The sequence below is a fragment of the Actinophytocola sp. KF-1 genome, from assembly GCF_054661535.1.
Genome location: NZ_BAAFVK010000014.1, coordinates 140,907 through 162,594, shown reverse-complemented (window position 1 = coordinate 162,594; position 21,688 = coordinate 140,907). Strand labels below are relative to the sequence as shown.

The window sequence follows — 21,688 nt, the reverse complement described above, 5'->3', positions numbered from 1 at the left end:
CGAGGAGCGTTCCCGTGTCCCGTTACCTGGCCGTGGTCGCCCTGCTGGTGCTCGTGGTGCTGCCCGCCCTCGGCCCCGCCACCACCCCGCCGTCGGGCCCGCCCGCGGAAGACGTCGCGCAGCCCGGCCTCCTGCCCCCGCCGCCGAGCCCCATGATCACACCGTCCTACCGGGACGCCGTGTACGGCGACGTCGTCCTCGTGGGCAACAGCGTGCTGCGCTGCCCGGCAGGCGACGAGATCGCCGGCGACAACCCGGCGGAGGACTGCGCGGCCGCCGCGGCGGGCGGACCGTCCACGGGTGGCGCGCCGCTCGACAACAGCGGCAACAACAACGGGTACTACATGCACCTCGCCGACGACGACGGCCGCGGCGAGACGTTCTCCTCCAGCAGCGCCGAGGTGACCGTGCCCGAGGGCGCCACCGTCCGCTACGCGCAGCTGACGTGGGGCGGGCACACCGGCACGTTCATCGGCTTCTCCGGCGTCAACTGCGTGCGGCCGCTCCTGCTGCAGGGCGAACCGCCGCCACCGCCAGCCGCGCCGAGCCCCGAACGGCAGCAGGTGCGGATCGCCGTCGGCGGCGCGGCGCCGGTGCCCGTGCTCCGCGACCCCGCCCACTACCGGGTCACCGACGGCCTCGACGAACCCAGCCAGATCTACACCGACTGGGCCGACGTCACCGCCGCGTTCGCCGGCGCGCCCGCCGGCACCGCGTTCCCGGTGTCGGTCGCCAACGTGTGGGCGCCGACCGGGCCGGGGTGCGCGGGCGGGTGGTCGCTCACCGTCGTGTTCGACTTCGGCGCGCCGACCGCCGAGCACCCCCGGCCGCGGGTCGTCGACGTCTACAACGACGACCTGCCGAAGACGGGCGCGTTGCTGCCCGGGCTGCTCGAACCGCTGCTGCCGGGGGTCCCGCAGATCGTCGACGGCCTGCTGCCCGGGCTGGTGCCCGCCGCCGCGGGCACCAGCGTCATCCTGCCCGGCGTCACGCCCGCACGGTCCACATCGGACCTGGTGGTCGGCGTGACCGCGTTCGACGGCGACTGGCAGCAGGGCGGCGAGACGTTCACCGTCGACGGCACCCCGGTCGACGAACCGTGCGCGGGCCCCGGCCCGGCGGACTTCTTCCGCTCGTGCGCGGGCGGCGGCAACAACTTCAGCGTCGACGCCAAGACCGTCCGCCCCGCGCTCGCCGACAACGACACCGGGGCCGTGGCGGTCGGCGTGCAGAGCACCGGCGACTTCCTCGTGCTGGGCAGCGTGGTGCTGGCGGAGACCGTGGCGCCGTCCGTGGCGATCACCATGACCGGCCCGCAGGACCCGGTGACGCAGGGTTCGCTCGTGAGCTACGACATCGAGGTCCGCAACGACGGCGGCCTCCCGCTGTCGAACGTGGCACTGACCGCGGACGACGGCGTGCTGTGCACCCCGGCGCGGCTGCCCGCGCTGGCGCCCGGCGCGAGCACGACCGTCACCTGCCTGCGGTCCGCGAGCGAGGCGGGGGAGCTGACCACGACCGCCACGGTGACCGGCACGTACCTGGCGAGCGGCGCCACCGTCAGCGCGACGGCGACCGCGACCGTCACGGTCGTGCCCGCCGACTACGCGGTGGAACGCGTGCCCGACCGGCTCGCCGTGCGGGAAGGCGCGCCGGTGACGTTCGCGGTGCGGCTGCGGAACAACACGGCCGCCGACCTGACCGGCGTGACCTACACCGACGACGTCGCGACGGACTGCGCGGTCCCGGCCGCCGTCCTCCCCGCGGGCGGGGTGCTCGAGTTCACCTGCACGGCCACCGCCCCGGCCACCACGTTCGAGAGCGGCGGCACCCTGCGCGGCACCGGCCCCGCGGGCGCGGTGACCGTCACCAGCGACCGCGTGGTGATCACCGTGATCGCGCCGACGGCCACCATCACCACGACCGCCGCCAAGGACACCCTGTACCGCGGCGACTCGGTCGAACTGACGTTCACGGTCGCCAACACCGGCGACGACCAGGACGAGGCGCTCACCGACCTGCGGGTCGCCACCGGCGACCTGTGCACCCCGGACGCGATCCCCGCGCTCGCGCCGGGGGAGACCGCGACGGTGTCCTGTACCGCGGCGCCGGTCGAGTCGCAGGACGTGGTCGCGACCCTCACGGCGCTCGACGTCAACGGCGACGAGGTCACCGCGACCGCCGGCCCGGTGCCGATCACGGTCCTGGCACCGCTGATCGAACTGACGCAGGAGGTGGACAGGCCGACCGTCCGGGTGGGCGACGAGGTCACCATCACCTTCACCGTCACCCACGTCGGGACGGACGCGGACGGCCCGGTCACCGACGTCCGGATCACCAGCCCGACGCTGCCGCCGTCGTGCCTGCCCGACCCGGTCGCGGAGCTGGCGCCGGGGGAGTCCACGACCGCCACCTGCGGCGCCAACCCGGACCGCACCTTCGACAACCAGGCGTTCGCCGCGGCCGTCGACCAGGCACAACGGCCCATGCGCGTGGGCACGACCCCGCTGCGGGTCACGGTGATCAACCCGGCGCTGACCATCAGCACCACCGCCGACCCCGAACAGGCGCAGCACGGCGCCGAGGTCGACTTCGCGGTGACCGTCCGCAACATCGGCGACGTGCCCATGACCGTCGGTGTCACCAACGACAACGCCCCGGACTGCGACTTCACCGTCGCGGGCGAGGGCCTGCGCGCAGGCGCCGCGAGCGGTGTCCGCTGCACCGTCACCACCCCGGCCGAGGAGAGCACGGCGGAACTGACCAACACGGCCACCTACACGGCCGACCCCCTCGACAGCACCGGCGACACCGGCGAGCCGCTGACCGGCGCCGACGACGCCACGGTCGAACTGCTGGCCGGGCAGGCGCCGCCCCCGCTGCCGCCGGGCACGGACCCGGTCACCGGCGACGGCGTCAGCGGCGGTTCCCTGGGCGGCGACGACAGCGGTGGTGGCCGGGGTGGCGGCGCAGGCGGCTCGGGGAACGACGACAAGGACCTGGCGTGGACGGGCATGTCGCTGGCCCTGCCCGTCGGCCTCGGCGTGAGCCTCCTGGTCCTCGGCGGCCTCACCCTGCTGGTCACGTCCCGGCGCAGGCACGACGAGAACTCCATGCTGTACCGCTGGTGGCCCGGCGACTGAGGTTTGGCATGCTGCGTCCGTGACGTCGTCCCGCCGCCTGGTCAGCTCCGGCTCGCCGCTCGAACCGGAGATCGGGTTCTCCCGCGCCGTGCGCTCGGGACCGTACGTCTGCGTCGCGGGCACCGCGCCGATCGCCGAAGGGGGCGGGACCGCCGGGGCCGGGGACGTCTACGCCCAGTCGGTGCGCTGCCTCGACATCGCCGAGGAGGCGTTGCGCCAGGCGGGGGCATCGCTGGCGGACGTCGTCCGGACCCGCGTGCTGCTCACCGACATCACCCGGTGGCGCGAGGCCGCCCGCGCCCACGCGGAACGCTTCGCCGACGTGCGGCCCGCCTGCACGGTGGTGGAGGTGTCCCGCTTCGTCGACCCGGAGTGGCTGGTCGAGTTCGAGTTGGACGCGGTCGTCGGGACCGTCACCGGCTGACCGGCACCCGCCGCGGCCGGTCCGAGGCCGGCCACACGTACGGCAGGTCGTCCGGCACGTCGGGGAAGTGCGGGCGGTAGTGCCCGGGGTCCTTCCGCACGAGCGCCGACCGGTGGCTGCGGTGGAAGTCGTCGTCGCCGAGCCAGGGTGGCAGGTCGCCGCCGCGGGCCAGTTCCGGTTGCGTGCGGACCCGGTCCACGCCGGTCGCGCGCCGCAGGTCCGCCACCAGGGTGACCTGGCAGGTGTCCTGGCGGCCGGTCTCGCACCAGACGCCGCACACCGCGAGGCCGTACCGGGTCAGCGCCTCCTCGTACCCGGCCCACATCGCGGCGGCCGGGTGGTGCCGCCAGCCGTAGCCGGGCACCGTCAGCGCACGCAGCACCTGGATCGCCTCCACCCGCTGCTTGCCGAGCCGCAGCGGGTCCAGCACCGCGGCGGCGGCGTGGAAGTCCGGGTGGGGGAGGAAGGTCTGCACGGGCGGTCCGATCCGGTCGGTGGCGTTCGCTGCCGCGCATACCCGCGCGACGCCGGCCGAAACCGGTGTCCAGCCCATCGGGCTACCCGTTCGCCAGCCAGGCCACCTGCTCCGGCGTCAGCGCCACGTCGAGCGCGCGGAGCGAACCACGCGTCTCGGTGAGCGTGCGCGGGCCGATCAGCGGGAACGTCGGGAACGGCTGGTGCAGCACGTAGGCCAGCGCGACCGCCGTCGCCGGGACGCCCAATTCCGCCGCCAGTGCCGTCGCCCGCGCGCGCCGCGCGAAGTTGGCCTCGCTGTGGTAGCAGCGCGCCACCTCCGCGTCGTCGCGGCCCGCGAAGAAGCCCCGTGCCTGGCTCGACCACGGCAGCAGCGCCAGGTCCGCGCCCCGCAGCCACGCCTGGGACGCCGGGTCCGTCACGTGCTCGCACCCGGGCCACGGCAGCGCGTACGCCTCCGCCAGGCTGAAGTGGTTGCTCAGCGCCGCGAACCCCGGCCTGCCCGCGCGCGCCGCGTACGCCCGCGCCTCGTCGACGCGGGCCGGCGTCCAGTTCGACACGCCGTACGCGGAGACCCGGCCCGCCGCCTGTTCCTCGGCCATGACGTCGACGAACTCGCCGACCGGGACGTCGAGGTTGTCGCGGTGCATCAGGTACAGGTCGACGTGGTCGGTGCCGAGGCGCGCCAGCGACTCGGCGAGCTGGCGGCGCAGCGACTCCGGATCGCAGTGCGGCGTGTGCGCGCCCTTGCCGACGATCACCACGTCGTCCCGCACGCCACGCGCCCGGATCCACCTGCCCAGCAACGTCTCCATCGCGCCCTGGCCGTAGACCCAGGCCGTGTCGAAGGCGTTGCCGCCCTGGACGGCGAAGTCGTCGAACATGACCGTCGCGTGGGTGATGTCCCGCTGGTTGTCGACGCCCATCACCAGCCGCGAGACCGGTTTCGCGATGCCCGCGAGGGTGCCCATCGGCATGGCGCGGGGTTGCGGGGTGCCCAGCGCGGGCGGCACCGCGCGTTCCACCGGGTAGGTCATGCCGATCGCGTGCCGCCACGCGTCGAGGACCGTCGCGTTGCCGAGGCTGTCCGCGTGCGACATCACCGGGGACTCGCGGTCGGCGAGGTGCTCGGCGACCGAGTCGGCCTCGAGCGCGTACTGGGCCGAGGGCGGGGTCGTGACCTCGTGGACCTCCTCGCCCGCCAGGTGCAGCACGATCCGGCCCGGCTCGCCCTCCGGCGGCAGCCACGGGTCCGGCACCTCGGCGTACCCCTCGCTGCCGTACACCCGCAGCGTGTTGTCGGCGTCGAGGCGAATGCCGGTGGCGACCTGCGCGACGAGCCCGTCGCCGAAGTCCAGCGTCGCGACCGCCCACTCGTCGACGCCGGTCTCGCCGATCCGGCCCGCGCCGGTCACGCCGACCGGGTCGGCGAACGGCAGCCCGCGGGCCGCGCCGGCGACCAGCCGGGCCGCCGACACCGGGTACCCGCCGACGTCGAGGATGCCGCCGCCACCCAGCTCCGGCGCGAACAGCCGCCCGGCCGGTGCCGGCGCCGCGGCGAACGAGAACGACGCGTGCACGTGCGTGACCGTGCCGAGCGCGCCGTCGCGGACCAGGTCGGCGAGCACCCGCATCTGCGGGTGGTGCCGGTACATGTACGCCTCCATCAGGAAGACGTCGTGCCGCCGCGCCGCCTCCACGGCCGCCATCGCGTGCGCCCACGTGATCGCGAGCGGCTTCTCGCACAGGACGTGCTTGCCCGCCTCGGCCGCGCGGACCACCCACTCCGGGTGCGCGGGGTGCGGGGTCGCGACGTAGACGGCGTCGACCTCGGGGTCGGCGAGCAGCTCGGCGTAGGAGCCGTGGGACCGGGCGGCGCCGAACTCGGCCGCGAACGCGGCGGCCCGGGCGGCGTCCCGGCTGCCGACGGCGACGAGACGGCCGGTGCGGGAGAGCGGCAGCTGCCGGGCGAAGGTGCGGGCGATGCCGCCGGGCCCGAGCACACCCCAGTTCAGTCGGTCCACCATTGCGTCGATCTTAGGGTGGGACGGCGGCGCGTGGACCCGGTCTGCGGGGGTCAGATGCCGGGCGGGCCGAGTTCGTCGTGCCGCGTGGTGATCGTCTCGGCCAGGGTGGCGAGCTTGACGTTGAGGTCCTGCGAGGTGCGGCGCAGCAGGTCGAAGGCCGCCTCGGCGCTGATGCCGCGGCTGCGCATGAGGATGCCCTTGGCCTGGCCGATCACGTCGCGGGTGTCGAGCGCGCGGCGCAGGTGGATCTCGCGCAGCTCGGCGAGGCGGACGGCCTCGGTGTTCGCGACCGCCAGGGACGCGTGCGTGGCCAGCAGCAGGGCGCGGTCCAGTGACGCCTCGTCACCGAGCCGGTCCGGTGTGCGGGAGTAGACGTTGAGCGCCCCGGTCAGCCGGGGTGGGGTGGCGTCGGGCAGCAGCGGGGTGGACAGCACCGAGCGGTAGCCGCGCCGGGCGGCTTCCGGTCCGAACACGGGCCACTGGGGCGTGCCGGCCAGGTCCGGGCTGTGGGTGTACCCGAGTTCGGGCAGGCGCGCCGCGTCGAAGCACGGGCCCTCGCGGTACTGGTTCTGCAGCTCGTCCAGCTCGGTGCCGACCGGGTCGGTCTCGACCGGGGTGTGCAGTTCCCCGTCGGACGTGCGGAGCGTCATGCTGACCAGGTCGGCGTCGGGGAGCACCTCGACGGTCGCCCGGACCACGTCGGTCAGCACACCGGCCACGGTGTCCGCCTTGAGCAGCGACCTGGCGAGCTGTTCGAACTGGCGGGCCAGCGGGCTGGCCGCGATGGTGCCGACGGGGTGCGGCGCGCTGGGTGGCCGCGACACGAACTCCGTCCTGTCCCGATCCCAGTCGCCGTCTGTCATGTCTGATCACCCTCTGTCGTCGATGGTGGGTGTACCTGACGAGTCGTACCCACCGCACACGCGCGTCACACGACTACGATCTGCCATCGGAGGCCGGACATGACCGATGACCTGGGCTACTGGCTGTCCACGTGCGACCTGGCGCCGCGTGCCGCGCTGGCCGGGGACACCGAGGTGGACGTGGCGATCGTCGGCGCCGGGTTCACCGGCCTGTGGACCGCCTACTACCTCACGCGCGTCGACCCGTCCCTGCGGATCGCCGTGGTCGAGGCGCGGATCGCCGGTTTCGGCGCCAGTGGACGCAACGGCGGCTGGTGCTCCGCGCTGTTCCCGGTGTCCCCGGCCGCGCTGGCGCACCGGCACGGCAGGCCGGCGGCGGAGGCGCTGCAGCGGGCCATGGAGACCACCGTGGACGAGGTCGGGCGGGTCGCCGCCGAGGAGGGCGTCGACTGCCACTTCGCCAAGGGCGGCACGCTGACGCTGGCGAGGACACCCGCCCAGGAGGCCCGTGCCCGCGCGCTGGTCGAGGAGGAGACGGCGTTCGGCGTGGACGTCACCTGGCTGCCGGCCGCGGCGGCACGGGAACGCTGCGGCGCCACGTCCGTCCGGGGCGCGCTGTTCACCCCGCACTGTGCCGCGATCCACCCGGGCCGCCTGGTGCGCGGCCTCGCGGAGGCGGTCGAACGGCGCGGGGTCGACGTGTACGAGCAGACCCGCGCGCTGGAGCTGCGGCAGGGGGCCGTGGTCACCGACCGCGGCACGGTGCGCGCACCGGTCGTCGTCCGGGCGACCGAGGGGTACACGGCCGGGCTGCCCGGGCAGCGGCGGTCGATCGCGCCGCTGTACTCGCTGATGGTGGCGACCGAACCGCTGCCCCCGTCGTTCTGGGCGACGGCAGGCCTCGCCCGCCGCGAGACGTTCACCGACATGCGGCGGATGATCATCTACGGCCAGCGCACGGCGGATGATCGCCTGGCGTTCGGCGGTCGCGGTGCGCCGTACCATTTCGGATCGCGCGTGTCGGAGGCGTTCGACCGCGATGCCCGTGTGCACCGTGCGATCGAGGACGCGCTCGTCGAGCTGTTCCCCGCGCTGGGGCCGAGGCCGCCGATCAGCCACCGGTGGGGTGGGCCGCTCGGCGTTCCCCGCGACTGGACGGCGTCGGTCGGGTTCGACCGGGCCACGGGGCTCGCGTGGGGCGGCGGGTACGTCGGTGACGGTGTGGGGACGTCCAACCTCGCCGGGCGCACCCTCGCTGACCTGATCACCGGTACCGCGTCGGAGTTGGTGGCGCTGCCGTGGGTGGGGCACCGGTCGCGGCGGTGGGAACCGGAGCCGCTGCGCTGGCTCGGCATCAACGCGGGACTTCGGCTGACCGACATGGCTGACGCCCGCGAGAACCGCACCGGGCGGCCGTCCCGGCTGGGCGCGGTCGTCGATCGCGTTCTCGGCCACTGACGGCTGGCCTCGCTCTTTGTCACGGGGTCGGGCCCGGTCCGGCCTTCGTCCCGGCGTTGCCTCGGTTGACCTTGTTGTGGGTTTCCCGCCGGGGGTTTCGCGGTTCGGGGGTTGTCCCCGTCCTGGGTTTGTCCTCGCCGGAGGGCGTCCTGCCGGACGGGCCTCCTCGCCGGAGGGGCTGGTCTCCGGGATGGTGGCGGGTCTTGCACGGGGTTGGTTTGGCAAGGACTGGTGTCCGTGGCTGCCTGCCATCCCGTCGACCTCCCGGAGGGCTATCACACCGCGTCAAGGGGGCCCGGGGATTTGGGCACGGGGTTGCGTCGTGCTTCGGGCCCCCTTGACACGGTGTGATCGGGCTTCGCCAGGTCGACGGGATGGCAGGCACCCTTCAGTGGGTGTTGGGGGCTTCGCCGCTTCGTGGGCCGCGCGCTGCGCGCGCGGCACCCCTACCAGCCCTGCAGCCCCGCCCCGTACGGGTACAACGGGTTCCCGTACCCGGTCCCGGGGCTCTGACCGGCATCGATCCTCGCCCGGATCTCTGCTCGCTGGGCGGCGGTGGCACCCAGGTCATAGGGCAGGTCCCAGTTCTCCGTGGCGTCGGCGGGAACGTCCGTCCCGCCGGGGCGGAGGACCTGGTCCAGCGACCGGGGCAGCTGCCACGGCAGCCTGCCGCGCGGCGCGTAGTCCCCGAACAGCAAGCTCGCCGCGGCCGGGCCCATTTCCTCACCGCCGCGGTAGGTGACCACGATGGCGTTCGCCAGGCCGTTCCACTCGCTGATCACGTACGGTCTCGGCAGGACGAGCAGCACCACCACCGGGATGCCCTGGTTGCGGAAGTTCTGGATCACCGCCAGCTGATCCGGCGGCAGGTACGGCTGCTCCTTCACCCAGGCGGTGGCGTGGGTGTACGACGGCTCGCCGACCGCGACCACCGCGAGTTTCGGGGACGGGCCGGTGTCCTGGTAGACGTTCACGCCCGCGGTGGCGGCGCGGTCGCGGATCGCCTCCAGGATCGTCCTCGAGCCGTACTCCTGGTGGAAGTAGCTCGTCCAGACACAGCACGCGAGACCGTCGGTGGCGCGTGGGCCCGCGACCACGATGTTGTCGCCGCGGTTCAGCCTCATCGGCAGCACGCCGTCGTTCTTGAGCACCGTCAGCGACTCGCGGGACGCCTGGTTCGCGAGTGCCGCGTACGCCGGTGTGTGCTGCCGGTACGGGCCGTTCACCGGGTCCCCGTACGGGTTCTCGAACAGGCCCAGCTTGAACTTCAGCCGCAGCACGCGCTTGACCGCGTCGTCGATGCGGGCCGCCGGTACGCGGGCGAGGAAGTCCGCCATCGAGAAGCCCGCCGCGCCCGGGTCGGCGCCGCCCATCACGTCCGAGCCCGCGTTCGCGGCGCCCACCCAGGAACCGGACGGCAGCCAGTCCGTGGTGATCAGGCCGGTGAAACCCAGGTTCTGGCGCAGGTACGCCAGGATCGGGGCGCTGTCGCCCGCGCCGGGGCCGCCCGGGTCGAGCAGCGAACTGCCCGCGTAGCCCGGCATGATGTTCACCGCGCCCGCCTCCATCGCGGCCCGGAACGGGATCATGTGGTACTTGATCGTCACCTGGTCGTAGACGATCAGCGCCTCGCCGCCCGCGCCCTCGCCCGGCCAGTGCTTCACCGTCGCCAGCACCGAACCCGGGTTCAGCTCCGGCCCGCCCTGCAGGCCCGCGACCAGCGCACGCACCTGCGCGGCGGCCACGTCGGCGTTCTCGCCGTTGCCCTCCTGAATGCGCGGGTACAGCACCTTCGTGCCGACCTCGGCGAGCGGGCCGAGCACACCGCGGGTGCCGACCTCGAGCTGCTCACGCCGCTGCATGTCGCCCAGCTTGTAGTCCAGCCCGTAGTTCTGCCCGGCCGCCAGCGCGCTCTGCGTCGGGTACGTCGTCTGGTACCCGTGGATGGTGTCGCCCGCCGACACGAACGGGATGCCCAGCCGGGTGCCGGACGCGGTCACCAGCATGCCGTGCAGGTCCTGCGGCTGCGCGGGCCCGAAGTGCCAGCCCGACCGCGGGAACGACTGCGCGTTGTAGAACATCTGGTACGCCTTCTCCTCGGCGGTCATCCGCCCGAGGAGGTCGGTCACGCGGGTCTCCACCGGCTGGCGCCAGTCCTCGTACGGCTCGATCGTGCCGTTCTTGTTCAGGTCACGGCTGCCGTTGACGACGTTCACGCCATCGGCCACGTTCTCCAGCTCGGGGACGTACACGCTGAACGTGCGGATGTTCGACGTCGTGGTCGCGCCGGCACCGTTGACGGCCACCACGAACCACCGGTACGTCCACCGGTCCGGCAGGTCCCACGTCGGCGTGTAGCTCGTGCCCGTCGGCTCGGCGACCTTCGTGTACAGGTCGATCAGGTTGCCGGACTTGGTGAAGTCGTAGTCGGTGCGGCTGACGTTGAGCCACACCTGGTAGCGGACCGCGCCGGACACCGCCGCCCACGACAGCGCCGGCCTGCGCGTGGTCGTGACCATCGCGTTGTCGGCGGGCGCGGACAACGCGAACTGCCCGGTGGTCGCCGGCGCCTTGGTGGGCGGCGACAGCAGCGGCGGCGTGGTGGCGGACTCGTCGACGGTGCCGCGCACCTCGAACTCCCACAGCGAGTACCCGTAGCCGGTGGCGCGGGCGGTGCCGTAGAACCGCACGTACCGGCCGGTGCCGCTGACGGTCAGGTTCTCCACGCCGCCGCGCCCGGTCGTCGTGGTGTGGATCGGCGTCCACGTCGACCCGTCGTTGGAGACCTCGATGCGGTACCCGGTCGCGTACGCCGCCTCCCAGTTCAGCGTGACGCCGGTGATCGTCGCCCGGCCACCGAGGTCGACCCGCAGCCACTGCGGGTCGCTCGCGAGGCTGGCCCACCGGGTCGTGGTGCGGCCGTCGAGCGCGGCGGCCGGTGCGTTGCCGCCCTCGTGGGAGGACGCGGCCACCTTCTTGAACCGCGAGATCACGTCACCGGGGCCGCCGGTCCCGCCGCCCTCGGTGCGGACCGCGAACTCCCACAGCGAGTAGCCCCAGCCGGTCGCGCGGGCGGTGCCGAGCACGCGGACGTAGCGGCCGGTGCCGGTGACGTCCAGGGTCTGCGTGCCGCCCGTGCCCGTCGTCGTCGAGTACACAGTGGACCACGTGGCCGCGTCCGCCGAGACCTGCACCTGGAACGCGGTCGCGTACGCGGCCTCCCAGCTCAGCACCACCTGGCACACCGCGACCGACGAGCCGAGGTCCACCTGGAGCCACTGCGGGTCGCTGAACGCGCTCGCCCACCGCGTGCCCGCGTCCCCGTCGACCGCCGCGGCCGCGGGGGTGCCCGCGTTCTCCGTCGACGACGCGGTGGCGGGACGGCCCTGCGCGGCGTTGGCCGTGCCGCAGGCGGCGGCCGTGCCGAACGAGCCGAACACCTGGAACTCCCACAGCGAGTAGCCCCAGCCGGTCGCCCTGGCGGTGCCGAGCACGCGGACGTACCGCCCCGACCCGGTGACGTTCAGGGTCTGCGTGCCGCCCGTGCCCGTGGTCGTCGAGTACACGGTGGACCACGTGGCGGCGTCGGCGGAGAGCTGGACCTGGTACGCCGTCGCGTAGGCGGACTCCCAGTTCAGCACCACCTGGTTCACCGTGGCGGTCGCGCCGAGGTCCACCCGCAGCCACTGCGGGTCCGCGGCCGCGCTCGACCACCGGGTGCTGGTGTCGCCGTCGACCGCGGCCGACGCCGGGGTGCCCGCGTTCTCGGCCGACGACGCCGTGGCCGGTTTGCCCTGTGACAGCAGGGTGGGCGCGGCCGCGGCCGGCCCGGACGACACCGTGACCGCGCCGGCGATCGCCACGGCCATGACGGCGGCGAGCACCAGCCCGCGAGGACGTGTCCTCATGGGAACTCCTTGGAATGGCGGGGTTTCCTGCTCACCAACCGACGGCGACGAGCAGGTACTGCGGGTCGCCGTGCGACACGAACGAGGACTGGCCCGCCACGTCGTCGTACGGGAAGCCGTAGGACAGCCGGTCGATGGCGACGTCGTGCCAGAACTTCGCGTAGTAGTTGGCGGGCGCGGCCGGGTAGTACTTCGTGGGGTCCTGCCACTGCGCGGGCGGCAGGTGCGCGGTGTGCCGGTTGAGCGCGGCGCACATGTCGGGGTTGCCCGCCATGCTGCCGGCGCAGCCGAAGATGTTCGACGTGGATTCGTTGACCCCGACCGAGTTCGCGTACGCGGTGAAGTAGTTCTGGTTCACCCCGCCCGGCCGGAAGCTCGGGTCGCTGCCGGGCGCGATGATCCGGTACGGCGCCTGCGTCCGTGCCAGCACGTCGAACTCGGCGGGCACCGCGTCGACGAACCGCTGGAACGTCACCGCCCGGTCCTCGGCGAACGTCGCCTGGTTCTCGCCGACCTGGACGTCGTAGCCGTCGTGGGCGTGCAGCCGCATGGCGAGCTTCAGCCCGAACGCGTCGACCCGCGTGGTGTTGCCGTTGAACACGTCCGGCCCGACGGTGAACTCGATGAAGTCGTAGTACTGGCTGTCCGGTGCGCCCAGGTGGAAGTACATGCGCCCGGCCGAGTTCGCGGGCATGTCCAGGTACTGCTGCTCGGCGATCGAGTGCACCTGGCCGTTGAAGCTCCAGTACACCTGGCTGTCCGGGTAGCGGCCGTTGGTCCGGTTCAGCACCTTGACCGTCAGCACGTTCCGCGCGGGCGGGATCGTGCTGGTGTCACCCCAGAAGCTGTCGTCCGGCGGGTTGCCGGTGCCGCCGCCGGTGCCGTACACGCCGAACTCCCACAACGAGTAGCCGTACAGCGTGCCGCGCGCGGTGCCGAGCAGGCGCACGTAGCGCCCGCTGCCCGTGACGGCGAGGGTCTGCGTGCCGCCCGTGCCGGTCGCGGTCGAGTAGACGGTGGTCCACGTGGTGGCGTCGGGGGAGACCTGGATCTGGAAGGCGCTCGCGTACGCGGCCTCCCAGTTCAGCACGACCTGGCACACGGTCGCCGTGCCGCCGAGGTCGACCTGCAGCCACTGCGGGTCGCTGAAGGCGCTGGACCAGCGGGTGCCGGTGTTGCCGTCGACCGCCGCCGAGGCCTGGGTGGCCGCGTTCTCCGCGGACGAGGCCGTGGCCGGGTGGTTCAGCGCCAGGTTGCCGCCGGTGCACGCGGTGGTGTCGACCGTGCCGTACACGCCGAACTCCCACAGCGAGTAGCCGTAGGCCGTGCCGCGGGCGGTCGCGTACACGCGGACGTAGCGCCCGCTGCCGGTGACGGCGAGGGTTTGCGTGCCGCCCGTGCCCGTGGTGGTCGCGTAGACCGTGGTCCAGGTGGTGCCGTCCACGGAGACCTGGACCTGGAACGCCCGCGCGTAGGCGGCCTCCCAGTTCAGCACGACCTGGTTCACCGTCGCGCGGGCGCCGAGGTCGACGCGCAGCCACTGCGGGTCGCTGAACGCGCTCGACCAGCGGGTTCCGGTGTTCCCGTCGACCGCCGCGGCCGCCGGGGTGCCCGCGTTCTCCACCGAGGAGGCCGTCGCGGGCTTGCCCTGGGACAGCAGCGCGGGCGCCGCCGCGACCGGTGCCGTGGTGGCGGTCAGCCCGCACGCGAGCAGCGCGGCGACCGCGAGGCCGGTACCGATTGTGCGCAGCACGGAAGGAGGACGGAAGCGCATGGCTATCTCCTTTGACAGCAACGCTTTCCCGTCGGGGCAGGGGGCCGGGAGAGCGCTCTCAAAGCAGAGTGGCCCGCTCCCGGTCCCCGTGTCAAGAGATTCCCGGAACCGGTTCCGGGACCGCTTCCGTCAGGAGGCGCCGACGGTGATCCCGGGGACCATCGCCAGCCAGTACCCCGCGTAGGTGCCCCGGGTGAAGTAGTACGACGGCCGTGCCCACACCACGCCGCTGACGGCGGACGGTGCGCTCGACGCCTGCGCGAACGTCACGGTCTTGGACCCGGCGATCACGCCGGCCGAGTTCAGGCGGTAGGCGGTGTAGGTGCCCGGCGCGATCCGCACCCGCACCTCCGGCGCGTACCCGTGGGTGTCCTCGGCGCCGAGCAGCCACGTGACGCCGTAGGACTCCGGGAACCACCAGCCGGTGTACGGGCCCTTCGACACGCGCAGCGCCACCAGGCCGCCCGCGAGGCGCTGGCGGCGGTCGGTCGGCGCGTGGGTGTCGCGGGTGAAGTGGACGCGTGCGGAGCGGGTGATCCGCAGCGCCGAGTCCACCTGGTAGATCGTCGAGGTGCGCGGCGTGGCGCGCATCTGGCCCGCCGTGGCGGGGTAGGGGTAGTCGTTGCGGTAGGCGTTCGCCGCGTGCACGAAGTAGATGTCGTGCGTGTACTGCCACAGCTGCAGGAACTGCTCGATGTGCATCTGGTGGTAGGTGTTCGCCGCGGTGCGGTGCCGCAGCGAGTAGAGGCTGGACCCGTTCACACGCCGGAAGCCGTTCATCGCGGTCGCGGTGACGGTCGCGATCGCGCCCTTCGCCAGGGACGCGGCCTGCGCGCTGCCCGTCAGCTGCCAGTAGTCGGTCAGGCCCCAGAGCGCGATGATGTGCCCGTTCAGCACGTTCTCGCTGATGCTCGCGGGGTACCTCGGGTACTCCTCGAGCCACAGCCGCCTGCTGGTGTCCACATAGGACCCGTAGGGCAGGCTGCCGCTCGGCGCCTGCGCCATGCTCGCGAACGTCGCGTCCGCCGCCGTGCGCCAGCGCGCGTCGCCGGTGGCCTCGAACAGCCGGACGAAGACCGACAGCACCCGGCCCTGCGCCATCCCGGAGTACCACGGGGCGCGCAGCATCTCGCTCGTGTCGCCGAGCGGTGAGAAGTTGAAGTCGTACGGGTAGTACCAGGCGCCGTCCGACTCGACGCGCCGGTCCACCAGCCGCTGCGCGTTCTTGATCGCGATGTCGAGGTAGGCCTGGGTGCCGGTCAGCCGGTAGGAGTTCAGGTTCTGCAGCGCGTACGCGCCCTGGAAGACCGGGTGGTTCCACAGCTTGGCCGACCCCGGGATCCGGAACATCCGGACCCCCTCGGCGTCCACGAGCCCGAAGCCGCCGACGGGGGTGACCGTCGTCGAGTCGTAGGGCCGCCGCCCGACCGGCAGCTGGTGCAGCGTGCTGGACGTCTGCGTGTAGCCGCTCACGAGCGGGCGCGCCGCCGCGGTCTCCTGCGCGGCCATCCGCTCCTGGACCCCGGCGGGGTCGGCGGGCACCTGGGCGACGCCGGCGAGGTCCTCCGGCTCGATCGACGCGTTGGGGCCGGTCTCGACGGCGACCGGTGCGGCGGTGACCTCGATCCTCGGCATCGGCGCGGTCACGACACCGGCGGCACCGAGGAGCACGAGCGCCAGCACTGGGCCACGCAGCGGCACGCGTCGCGCACGAAGGGTGAACATGTCTCCCTCAATCGGGGTATGTGGTGGATCCGTTACGGGCGCTCCGTCGCGATACCGGGTGTCGATCACCCGAATGTGCGCGGTAGAGTTATTGATAATGACAATCACTACTGTTTGGCGTGGGGTGGACCGGCCCGTCCGCCTGCTCGCGGTCGCGCTGTCGGCCGTCCTGCTCGTCTCGGCGCTCGTGGCGATCGGCCTGGGTCCCGCGGTGGTGGCGCCGGGGGAGACCCTGCGGTATCTGTGGGCCGCGGTCACCGGCGGGGAGATCGGTGCGGACGAGGTGACGCGCTACCAGATCGTCTGGCAGATCCGCACGCCCCGGGTGCTGCTCGCCGCACTCGTCGGGGCCGGGCTCGCGGCGGTCGGCGTCGTGGTGCAGGCGCTGGTGCGCAACGCGCTCGCGGACCCGTTCATCCTCGGCGTGTCCTCCGGCGCGTCGGTGGGCGCGGTGGCGGTGAGCGTGTCCGGCGCGCTCGCCGGGTTCGGGATCCACGCCGTGTCGGCGGGCGCGTTCCTCGGCGCGCTCGGCGCCGCCGTCCTCGTCTACCTCGCGTCGCGGACGGCGGCGGGGCTCGTGCCGCTGCGGCTGGTGCTGACCGGCGTCGCCATGGCGTTCGGGTTCCAGGCCGTGCTGAGCGTGATCGTCTACCTCGCACCGGACAGCGAGGCGACAAGTGCCGTGCTGTTCTGGACGATGGGCGGGTTCGGCGCCGCGACCTGGGGTGCGCTGCCCGTGGTCGCCGTCGTGGTGGTGGCCGCGCTGGTGGTGCTGCGGCGGTTCGGGCGCGCGCTGGACGTGCTGTCGTTCGGGGACGAGACGGCGGGCAGCCTCGGCGTCGACGCGGCGTCCGTCCGAAGGGGACTGTTCGTGCTGACCGCGGTGGCGACCGGCGCGATGGTGGCCGTGAGCGGCGCGATCGGGTTCGTGGGGCTGGTGGTGCCGCACGTGGTCCGGCTCCTCGTCGGCGCCGCGCACGCGCGGGTGCTGGTCGTCGCGCCGCTCGCGGGCGCGGTGCTGATGGTGTGGGTCGACCTGGCGTCCAGGACGGTGGTCGCGCCCAGGGAACTGCCGCTGGGGGCGATCACGGCACTCGTCGGCGTGCCGGTGTTCGTCGTGCTGATGCGCCGCCGCGGCTACCTGTTCGGAGGGCGCTGACGTGACGGGGCTGCGGTTCGACCAGCTGTCCGTGACCGTCGACCAGCGCGTGATCGTCCGGTCGCTGGTCCTCGACGTGCCGTCCGGTGCCGTCGTGGGCCTGGTGGGGCCCAACGGTTCCGGCAAGTCCACGGTGCTGCGCAGCGTCTACCGCGCGCTCGCGCCCAGCGGGGGCGCCGTCCGGCTCGGCACGGCGGACCTCTCGTCGATGGGCCTGCGCGACAGCGCCCGGCGGATCGCCGCGCTCACCCAGGAGAACAGCGTCGACCTCGACTTCACGGTCGCCGAGGTCGTGGCGCTGGGCCGGGCGCCGCACCTGACGGGCAACCGGCCGCTCGGCCCGCGCGACCGGGCGCTGTGCCACGACGCGATGGCCCGGCTCGACGTGCTGCACCTGGCCGACCGCAGCGTGCTGTCGCTGTCCGGCGGGGAACGCCAGCGCGTGCTGATCGCCCGCGCGCTCGCCCAGGAACCCGAGGTGCTGGTGCTCGACGAGCCGACCAACCACCTCGACCTGCGCCACCAGGTCGAACTCCTCGCTCTGCTGCGGGGCACCGGCCGGACCGCGCTCGTCGTGCTGCACGACCTCAACCTCGCCGCGGTCGCCTGCGACCGGCTCGGCGTGCTCGCGGGCGGTGCGCTCGTCGCGTCGGGGCCGCCGGGCGAGGTGCTCACACCCGAACTCGTGCGCACGGTGTTCGGGGTGGACGTGACCGTCGTCCGCCACCCCGGCACCGGTGTGCCGCAACTGCTCCACTCACTGTCCACCTTGGAGGAACGAACCGATGGTCACCGCTCGTAGATTCGCCGCGCTGCTGCTCGCCGCGGTCCCGCTCGCCGCGTGCGGCGCACAGGTCGCCGACGAGGCGGGCAGCCGCACCGTCACGGTGCCCCGGTGCGGCGAGGAGGTCGAGTACACGACGCCGGAGCGGGCCGTGGTGTACGAGGGCGGCAGCGCGGACAAGATGTTCGCGCTCGGCCTGACCGACCACGTGCACGGGTACGTGATGCCGCCGGCGAACCCGCCGGTGTCGGAGTCGCCGTGGGCGGCCGAGTACGAGAAGGTCGAGTTCCTCGGCGACGACCTGCTCAACAAGGAGCTCGTCGTCGACGCGAAGGCGGACTTCGTGGTGGCGGGCTGGCGGTCCGGCTTCTCCGACGAGCGCGGCATCACCCCGGAGATCCTGGACGGGCTGGGCATCCAGAGCTTCATGCACACCGAGTCCTGCTACAACTACCCCGGCCACCCGGAGAAGGTGCCGCCGTTCGAGGCGCTCTACACCGACCTGGAGCGGCTGGGCCGCATCTTCGGCGTCGAGGACCGGGCGGCGCGGGTCGTCGCGGACCTGCGGGACCGCGTCGAGAAGGTGAGGGCCCAGGCGCCGCACAGGGACCCGGTGCCGGTGTTCCTGTACGACTCGGGCACCGACCAGCCGTTCACCGCGGGCAACCAGGTGCCGCCGAACGAGATCATCTCGTTCGCGGGCGGCCGCAACATCTTCGCCGACCTGGCGCAGCGCTGGACCCAGGTCGGCTGGGAGGCCGTGGTGGCGGCCAAGCCCGAGGTGATCATCATCCTCGACTACGGCGACCAGCCCGCGCAGGAGAAGATCGACTTCCTGAAGACCTCGCCGACGACCGCGTCCCTGCCTGCTGTGGTGCACGACCGGTTCCACGTCCTCGACTACAACGAGGGCATCAGCGGCCCCCGCAACGTCGACGGCCTGGAGGGGTTCGCCGAATACCTGCGTTCGCTGCCGCGCTAGGGGACGAGCGCCGCGTCGGCGGCGGCCCACGAGGCGAGCCGGGGTTCGAGGATCCGGTAGAAGTCGGGGTGCAGCGCCATGGCGGTGTGACTGCTGCGGATCTCGACGCACTCCGCGGACGGGTCCTGGCACAGCCGCCACGGCGCGACCCGGTCCAGCCGCGAGTACACGGCGAGTGCCGGCATGCCGTCGGGCAGCGGTTCGGCGAGCGCGGCGGAGTGGGTGTCGTAGCAGGTGCCGGTGAAGCAGTCGGCGTCGAGCAGCCCGGGAACGCCCCAGGTGGACAGTCGCGTGAGGAACCGGGCGAACCGCACGGCCTTCGGGTTGACGCCGAGCGGGTCGAGCACCGGGCTGCCGACCATCACCAGTCCGCGCACCAGCTCCGGCCTGCGCAGGGCCACCAGCCGCGCCAGCCAGCCGCCCCTGCTCTGTCCCAACAGGACGACCGGGCCGCCGGTGGCCGCCACGTGTTCCTCGAGGCGTTGCTCGATGCGGTCGGCGAGCGTGGTCGTGCACCCCATGTTCAGCCCGGTCCGCGCGCACGCCGGGCGGTAACCCCTGGCACGCAACCAGGTCCTCGTCAGCGTGAGCGTGCGGTCGCCGCAGCCGAAGCCCGGCACGAGCAGCACGCCGACCCCGCGACCCTGCCGGGTCTTCGGGGTGCGCCACGCGGAGTCAGTCAGCAGCCGGGGCACCATGCCGACCACCGCGACGAGCATCCGCTCCTGCGCCTCGATCCGCCGCAGCAGATCCCGGTTTCGTCCCATCGGCCGCCTCCCTCCACGCGGCTCCGGGATACCCGGCCTCCGGCGCCGCAACCATGGTCAGGATCACGAGGTGACGGTCTCCTGACGGTGTCCGGTGAGGACACTCCCCGTCGTGGACCGGTTACTGGCATAGGTGGTCAGCTGCTGCCGCACGTCGGATGTGCCTGGGATGTGCGGAGTCTGTGCGTGACCGCGGTCGGCCGGGGGGACGCGGAAGAGGTCCGTGGTCCACGCGGCGACGTCGGCGGGCGGCGGGAGCACGGTCCGGCCGAAGTAGGCGACGACCAGCAGGTCACTGCTGCTGTGGTCCTCGAGCGCGGCCGACCAGCCGTGGCGCTCGTCCCACAGGAGTGCGACATCCTGGTCCGGGTGGGTGGCGAGCCGTTCGTCCAGCGCGATGTAGGCGCTCGCCGGTTCGTCGGCCTGGGTGTAGGAGCACTCGCCACGCAGCCCCAGCGCGAGCCTGACCTGCTGGATGTAGTGCTGCAGACCGCGTGCCACCCGGTCGTCGAAGTCAAGTCTGATCACGTTGTCGCGCCCTCCGGCCCGTGCAGGGATGTGGACCGCGCCGACTGCTTGACGCAACGGGTAAGTACCCGGACGAGTGGCGTCGAAACCCGTTCGGGGTGGCCTGTCTCGATCAAGCCCGCGTGCCCGCCCGGTGTGACACCGCTCTAGGGTCTGACACATGTCGATCATTCCAGACACCACGGGCTACCAGGCCGCCGGCGACGCCGTGTGGGTCGACGCGACGACCGGTGACCGGATGTCCGCGCACTTCTTCGACCTGGTGCCGGACCTGCCCGCGCGGCTGGACGACCTGCCGCGGCTGCGGCACGAGCTGGCGGTGCGGACGGCCGAGGTCGGCGGGCTGGTCGAGGCGTTCGTGGTGACGGTCGACGGGGCGCAGGCGTTGCTGCAGATCGTCAAGCTCCCGTTCGAGGACCGGCCGGGGCAGGCGTTCGTGGCGTCGATCACGGTGCCCAAGGCGCAGTGCAGTGCGGTGCTCCGGCTGGTAGCGGCCGAGGGCCCGATGACCGGCGCCCGCGAGGCGATGGTGCTGGCCGACACCATCGGCGAGACCGGCGGGCCGGACGCGTTCTACTCGCCGGCCCCGTACGCGCCGCGGACCCGGCCGAAGCTGCCGTACCACCGCGCCGACGACCCACGGCTCGACGAGCGGTTCCCGGACCACCCGCTGAGCCGCGCGCGCCGGTGGCTGCGGCACGTGCTGACCACCGCGCGGCTGAGCCCGGAGTTCGCCGCGCTGCCGCCGTTCGGCACGCCGGTGTCGGTGTCGGCCGGGTTGCCGATCGGCCCGTTCCTTCCACTGTGGACGGTGAACGAGCAGGTGACGTTCTGGCGGCTGCAGGACCCCGGCGCGGTGCGGGCGCGGCTCGGCCGCGGCGGGGTGGAGCGGCGCCCGCTGAACGAGACCGAGGGGTGCGAGGCGGCGTGGCTGCACCCCGCCGACGGCCTGCTCGCGCTGTCGCGGCACGAGCCGCCGGTGCGGCTGACCGCGGTCAGCGAGGAGACCGCGTACACGAGCCTGACGTCGGAGGAGATCGTCGCGGCGTTCGACTGGATCGGCGAGCTGTCCGTGGCGGCGGGCGAGCGCGGCGAGATGCTGCTGGTCCGCACCGCCGCGACCGCCGACGGCGCGGACAAGTACGTGCTGATGTGCCTGCAGGACCACGACGGCACCCCGTCGTGCGTCGTGGAGACGTCCCCGGTGCCGGTCGGCGCCACGTACTGGGACGGGGTGCCGCCGCTGCCCACCCCCGGCAAGGCGGGCTTCGCGAGGACCCGCGACGCGGACCAGGCCCGCGTCGACGGCAGGCTGACGATGTGGGCGGTGCAGACGTGGGACGTGCACCCGTTCCGGCTCATGCTGTCGTACAAGCCGAACCCCGGCCTGCGGTAGGAGGTCAGTCGGCAGGCCCGCGCAGGAGCAGCATCGTCCGGAGCACGTGCTCGACGGCGCACGGGAAGGCCGCGCCGCGCAGCTCGTCGCGCGTGGCGAGGTTGCGCGCGGCGAACTCGAGCATCCGCTCGGTCCCCAGCCTCCGCACGACCAGCTCGGCGACCTCCTGCAGGTCGAGCCCGGGATGGTCGAGCCGCGCGAGGGCGAACTCGATCACCAGCTCTTCGTCCGACATGGCGCCTCCACCACCGATCCTACCGGTGCCGGGAGCACACA

Annotated in this window: 16 protein-coding genes; 7 read left to right on the top strand and 9 right to left on the bottom strand. The window is 73.2% G+C overall.

Annotated features, from left to right (window positions below; all coding sequences use genetic code 11):
- Positions 1-14 precede the first annotated feature (14 nt).
- Together ACYQ77_RS35985 and ACYQ77_RS35980 are read left to right on the top strand one after the other, a co-directional pair.
- Entirely contained in the window at positions 15-3,143 is a 3,129-nt protein-coding gene (locus ACYQ77_RS35985) for a CARDB domain-containing protein (protein WP_459719769.1), read from the top strand.
- Between the two features lie 19 nt (positions 3,144-3,162).
- Positions 3,163-3,567, top strand: a complete 405-nt coding sequence (locus ACYQ77_RS35980; RefSeq protein ID WP_459719766.1) for a RidA family protein — start codon at positions 3,163-3,165, stop codon at positions 3,565-3,567.
- On the opposite strand, the gene ACYQ77_RS35975 is transcribed toward ACYQ77_RS35980, so the two are convergent.
- From ACYQ77_RS35975 to ACYQ77_RS35965, 3 genes are all read right to left on the bottom strand, one after another.
- The gene (locus ACYQ77_RS35975; protein WP_459719763.1) at positions 3,557-4,042 is read right to left on the bottom strand and encodes an MSMEG_6728 family protein; all 486 of its coding nucleotides are present in this window, start codon (positions 4,040-4,042) and stop codon (positions 3,557-3,559) included. The two genes, ACYQ77_RS35980 and ACYQ77_RS35975, sit on opposite strands and share 11 nt — an antisense overlap.
- 82 nt (positions 4,043-4,124) lie before the next feature.
- A complete protein-coding gene (locus ACYQ77_RS35970; RefSeq protein WP_459719761.1) occupies positions 4,125-6,068 on the bottom strand; it encodes an aldo/keto reductase in 1,944 nt (647 codons plus the stop codon).
- 50 nt (positions 6,069-6,118) lie between these two features.
- The gene (locus ACYQ77_RS35965; protein WP_459719759.1) at positions 6,119-6,931 is read right to left on the bottom strand and encodes an ANTAR domain-containing protein; all 813 of its coding nucleotides are present in this window, start codon (positions 6,929-6,931) and stop codon (positions 6,119-6,121) included.
- A gap of 99 nt (positions 6,932-7,030) precedes the next feature.
- Between ACYQ77_RS35965 and ACYQ77_RS35960 the strand changes: the two genes are divergently transcribed.
- Complete coding sequence (locus tag ACYQ77_RS35960; protein WP_459719756.1) at positions 7,031-8,389, top strand: NAD(P)/FAD-dependent oxidoreductase; 1,359 nt, start codon at positions 7,031-7,033, stop codon at positions 8,387-8,389.
- A gap of 446 nt (positions 8,390-8,835) precedes the next feature.
- Here ACYQ77_RS35960 and ACYQ77_RS35955 read toward each other — a convergent pair whose 3' ends face one another.
- The 3 genes from ACYQ77_RS35955 to ACYQ77_RS35945 all read right to left on the bottom strand — a co-directional run bounded on the left by ACYQ77_RS35955 (position 8,836) and on the right by ACYQ77_RS35945 (position 15,796).
- Positions 8,836-12,297 (bottom strand): discoidin domain-containing protein, encoded by a 3,462-nt coding sequence (locus tag ACYQ77_RS35955; RefSeq protein WP_459719753.1) that lies wholly within the window; start codon positions 12,295-12,297, stop codon positions 8,836-8,838.
- Positions 12,298-12,328: 31 nt separating this feature from the next.
- Positions 12,329-14,071 (bottom strand): galactose-binding domain-containing protein, encoded by a 1,743-nt coding sequence (locus ACYQ77_RS35950; RefSeq protein WP_459719751.1) that lies wholly within the window; start codon positions 14,069-14,071, stop codon positions 12,329-12,331.
- Positions 14,072-14,200: 129 nt separating this feature from the next.
- Entirely contained in the window at positions 14,201-15,796 is a 1,596-nt protein-coding gene (locus ACYQ77_RS35945) for a D-glucuronyl C5-epimerase family protein (protein ID WP_459719749.1), read from the bottom strand.
- A gap of 97 nt (positions 15,797-15,893) precedes the next feature.
- Between ACYQ77_RS35945 and ACYQ77_RS35940 the strand changes: the two genes are divergently transcribed.
- The 3 genes from ACYQ77_RS35940 to ACYQ77_RS35930 are packed head-to-tail and all read left to right on the top strand — an operon-like array spanning position 15,894 to position 18,721.
- Complete coding sequence (locus ACYQ77_RS35940) at positions 15,894-16,955, top strand: FecCD family ABC transporter permease (protein ID WP_459719746.1); 1,062 nt, start codon at positions 15,894-15,896, stop codon at positions 16,953-16,955.
- A 1-nt stretch (position 16,956) separates the two neighbouring features.
- Positions 16,957-17,757 (top strand): ABC transporter ATP-binding protein, encoded by an 801-nt coding sequence (locus ACYQ77_RS35935; protein ID WP_459719744.1) that lies wholly within the window; start codon positions 16,957-16,959, stop codon positions 17,755-17,757.
- Positions 17,741-18,721 (top strand): ABC transporter substrate-binding protein, encoded by a 981-nt coding sequence (locus tag ACYQ77_RS35930; protein WP_459719742.1) that lies wholly within the window; start codon positions 17,741-17,743, stop codon positions 18,719-18,721. The genes ACYQ77_RS35935 and ACYQ77_RS35930 overlap by 17 nt, the downstream gene beginning before the upstream one ends.
- Here ACYQ77_RS35930 and ACYQ77_RS35925 read toward each other — a convergent pair.
- Complete coding sequence (locus ACYQ77_RS35925) at positions 18,718-19,488, bottom strand: alpha/beta fold hydrolase (RefSeq protein WP_459719740.1); 771 nt, start codon at positions 19,486-19,488, stop codon at positions 18,718-18,720. The genes ACYQ77_RS35930 and ACYQ77_RS35925 overlap by 4 nt on opposite strands.
- 63 nt (positions 19,489-19,551) lie before the next feature.
- Entirely contained in the window at positions 19,552-20,016 is a 465-nt protein-coding gene (locus ACYQ77_RS35920; protein ID WP_459719737.1) for a DUF6292 family protein, read from the bottom strand.
- A 160-nt stretch (positions 20,017-20,176) separates the two neighbouring features.
- Here ACYQ77_RS35920 and ACYQ77_RS35915 point away from each other — a divergent pair, with 160 nt between their 5' ends.
- Positions 20,177-21,412, top strand: coding sequence for a hypothetical protein (locus ACYQ77_RS35915; protein WP_459719735.1), 1,236 nt, complete (start codon positions 20,177-20,179; stop codon positions 21,410-21,412).
- A gap of 4 nt (positions 21,413-21,416) precedes the next feature.
- Here ACYQ77_RS35915 and ACYQ77_RS35910 read toward each other — a convergent pair whose 3' ends face one another.
- The gene (locus ACYQ77_RS35910) at positions 21,417-21,647 is read right to left on the bottom strand and encodes a hypothetical protein (RefSeq protein ID WP_459719732.1); all 231 of its coding nucleotides are present in this window, start codon (positions 21,645-21,647) and stop codon (positions 21,417-21,419) included.
- Between the last annotated feature and the right edge of the window lie 41 nt (positions 21,648-21,688).